General features: G+C 72.8%; 3 protein-coding genes. All 3 read left to right on the forward strand.

Annotated elements, in window-relative coordinates; all coding sequences use genetic code 11:
- The first annotated feature begins 139 nt into the window (after positions 1 to 139).
- The 3 genes from ACYVE7_RS31485 to ACYVE7_RS31495 all read left to right on the forward strand — a co-directional run bounded on the left by ACYVE7_RS31485 (position 140) and on the right by ACYVE7_RS31495 (position 3,171).
- Positions 140 to 895 carry an ATP-binding cassette domain-containing protein gene (locus tag ACYVE7_RS31485; protein ID WP_460369887.1) on the forward strand — a complete coding sequence of 252 codons (756 nt, stop codon included), beginning with the start codon at positions 140 to 142 and terminating at the stop codon, positions 893 to 895.
- A 32-nt stretch (positions 896 to 927) separates the two neighbouring features.
- Positions 928 to 1,902 (forward strand): alpha/beta hydrolase, encoded by a 975-nt coding sequence (locus ACYVE7_RS31490; protein ID WP_460369889.1) that lies wholly within the window; start codon positions 928 to 930, stop codon positions 1,900 to 1,902.
- A 123-nt stretch (positions 1,903 to 2,025) separates the two neighbouring features.
- The gene (locus ACYVE7_RS31495) at positions 2,026 to 3,171 is read left to right on the forward strand and encodes an FUSC family protein (protein WP_460369891.1); all 1,146 of its coding nucleotides are present in this window, start codon (positions 2,026 to 2,028) and stop codon (positions 3,169 to 3,171) included.
- Positions 3,172 to 3,304: the final 133 nt, after the last annotated feature.

The following is a 3,304-nucleotide window of genomic DNA, read 5'->3' on the forward strand; positions in this document are numbered from 1 at the left end:
CCGGATGCGCGTTCGCGCCGCGCTGCGCGCTCGCCCGCGAGCAGTGCCGCGACGAACGTCCCGCGCTGACCCCCACCGAGAACGGCGGCGGCGCCGCCTGCCACGCCCTCCACTGGCCCGCGACGATCGAGGCGAACTCATGAGCGACGTCCTGGAAGTCCGGAATCTGGAGGTCGCCTTCGGGCGGCAGCAGGTGCTCCACGGGGTGAGCCTGAACGTGCCGGCGGGCCGGTCGCTGGGGCTGGTCGGCGAGTCGGGCTCCGGCAAGTCGACGCTCGCCAAGGCCGTCGTCGGGCTGGTCCCGACGGTCGGCGGGCAGATCCTGCTGGACGGGGTGGACGTCACCAGGGGCCGCCGGTCCCTCGACGTCCGCCGCCGCGTCCAGCTCATCCCGCAGGATCCGTACGCCTCGCTCAACCCGCGGATGACCGTCGGGGAGACCCTCGCCGAGGCGCTCGACCCGCGCCGCGCCCGCGTCAGGGAGCACCGCGAGGAGATCGAAGGACTGCTCCACCGGGTCGCGCTCGACGCCGAGGCCGCCGAGCGGTATCCGCACGAGTTCTCCGGTGGGCAGCGTCAGCGCGTCGCGATCGCCCGTGCTCTGGCCGTCCGGCCCGCGCTGATCATCGCGGACGAGGTCACCTCGGCGCTCGACACGTCGGTCCAGGCCGAGGTGCTGGGCGTGCTGCGGGAGCTGCGCCGCGAGCTCGGGCTGACCCTGCTGTTCATCTCCCACGACCTGGCCGTGGTCCGCCATGTCTGCGACGAGGTCGCGGTGCTCCGCCACGGTGTCCTGGTCGAGCGCGCCACCCGTGACGATCTGTTCGCCCGCCCTTCCCACGCCTACACCCGCTTGCTCCTCGACAGTATTCCGACCGGACGGCGTCTCGCCTAAGCTCGTCTGAAATTCTCATTGAGGAGCCGCAGATGAACCCCGTCCCCCCGGTAGGTCCGCCCGTGCCGTTCGACGACGAGCTCGCCACGGTCCTCGAACTCATCCGCACCTTCGGGCCGAAGGAGTTCACCCTCGAAGGGCTCCTGCCGTACCGGACCCCCGTCCCCGGCATCCATCCCACGCTGGAGGAGCTGCGGCGGGACGGCGCCTACACCGTGGCGGAGCGGCTGATCCCCGGGCCCGCGGGCGCGCCCGAGGTCCTGGTCGTGGTCTGCCTGCCCACCGCGGCCACCGGCCCGGTGCCGGGGATCCTGTTCCTGCACGGCGGCGGCATGATCATCGGTGACAGCCGCACCGGGCTGCCCCAGACCCTGGATCTCGCGCTGGGCGTCGGTGCGGCCGTGGTCTCGGTGGAGTACCGGCTCGCCCCCGAGAACCCCCACCCCGCGCCGGTCGAGGACTGCTACGCCGCGCTCCGCTGGCTGGCCGAGCAGGCTGGTGAGCTGGGCGTCGACCCCGCACGGCTGATCGTCTCCGGGACGAGCTCCGGCGGCGGCCTCGCCGCGGCCGTCGCGCTGCTCGCCCGCGACCGGGGCGGCCCCGCCCTCGCCGGGCAGCTCCTGAACTGCCCGATGCTCGACTCCCGCAACGACACCCCCTCCAGCCACCAGATGGCGGGGGTCGCCTACTGGGACCACAGCGCCAACGAGACCGGCTGGACGGCCCTGCTCGGCGAAGCCCGCCCCGACGCCGACCAGTACGCCTCCCCCGCGCTCGCCACCGATCTTTCCGGACTGCCGCCCGCCTTCATCGACGTCGGCTCGGCCGAGACCTTCCGCGACGAGGACGTGGCCTACGCGACGGCGATCTGGCGGGCCGGCGGTGTCGCCGAGCTGCACGTGTGGCCGGGCGCGTTCCACAGCTCCGATCTGCTCGCCCCGGACGCCGTGCTGTCCAAGGAGGCGCGCGCCGCGCAGGCCCGCTGGCTGCGTCGCGTCCTCGGCTGACATCCGCGGGCTGACCGGGGACTGTGCGGGGGAACACACCTGACCGGGAAATGCCGTGGACTGACCGATTCGTTACACATAGTGAGGATCCGCCCGCCTACGTCATGAGGTCTGTACTTCGCTGTGACTTTTCACCACAAGATCACCAGACTGGTCGTCACCGCGGTGATCGCCTATCTGCTGGCCGAGCTGCTGCTGCCCGTCGAAGCGCCGTTGCTGGCGCCGCTGACGGCGCTGCTGGTCGTCCAGGTGTCGTCGTACCAGACCGTGAAACACGCGTTCCAGCGGGTGCTGAGCGTGGGCACCGGGGTGCTGGTGGCGGTGGCGGTCGCCGGGACCCTGCACTTCTCGTGGTGGAGCCTCGCGATCGCGATCGCCGTGGCCCTCGTGCTGGGCCATGCGCTGAAGCTCAACGATCACATCCTCGAGGTGCCGATCAGCGCGATGCTCATCCTCCAGCTCGGCACGGAGGCCGCCGCCACCGACCGCGTGGTCGAGACGATCATCGGTGCCGGGGTCGGGCTGCTGGCGGGGCTGGTGGCCTCACCGGTCAAGATCCGGCCCGCGGCCGAGGCGATCGGCGAACTCGGCGGCTCGACGGCCGCCCTCCTGGACGACATCGCCGACGGGCTCGGCACCGTCCCCGACGAGCGGTCCGCCGCCCGCTGGATGGAACGCTCCACCCGCGAGCGTCACGAGATCCGGCAGGTCGAGGCCGCCCTCGACCAGGCCGAGGAGAGCGCACGGCTCAACCCCCGCGCCCGCCGCGCCGAACTGCCAGGCCCCTTCATGCGCGACGCGCTCGACACCCTGGAGCACGCCGCGATCACCACCCGCGGCCTGACCCGCTGCGTCGCCGACCGGACCGCCCTGCATCTCGAGGACGCCGACGGTCTGGGCGCGGGCATGTGGGACTCCGACGTCCGCGACCGGCTCGCCGCGACCCTCCACGCCACCGCGGGCTCGGCCCGCCACTACGCGCGCGCCGTCTCCACGACCGACCCTGCCGAGCTCGCCGCCGAACTACGGGCGCTGGACACCGCGATCGCCGACGGCCGCTCCGCACGGACCCGGCTGGGCGCGCTGCTCCGCGAGGACCCCGGACACTGGCCGCTGCACGGCGAACTCCTCGTCCACCTCGACCGGCTCCTCGACGGTTTCCGCGACGCCCAGCGTCCCGCGATCGCCACCGCGCTCGAACCGCCCGCCGCCGATCCGCACACTCCTGTGCTCCGGCTCGACCACGCCGCGGCCCTCACCCTGCGCTGACCTCCCCCGCGGTCACCACTCCACGTTCGAGGAGTCCTCCTTGCGCTCGCCGAGGCGGGCGGCGATCTGGGTGCGGGAGCTGAAACCGAGCTTGCCCAGGATGTGCTCGACATGAGCGTCCGCGGTCCGTTTG

Source organism: Actinocorallia lasiicapitis, assembly GCF_054778695.1.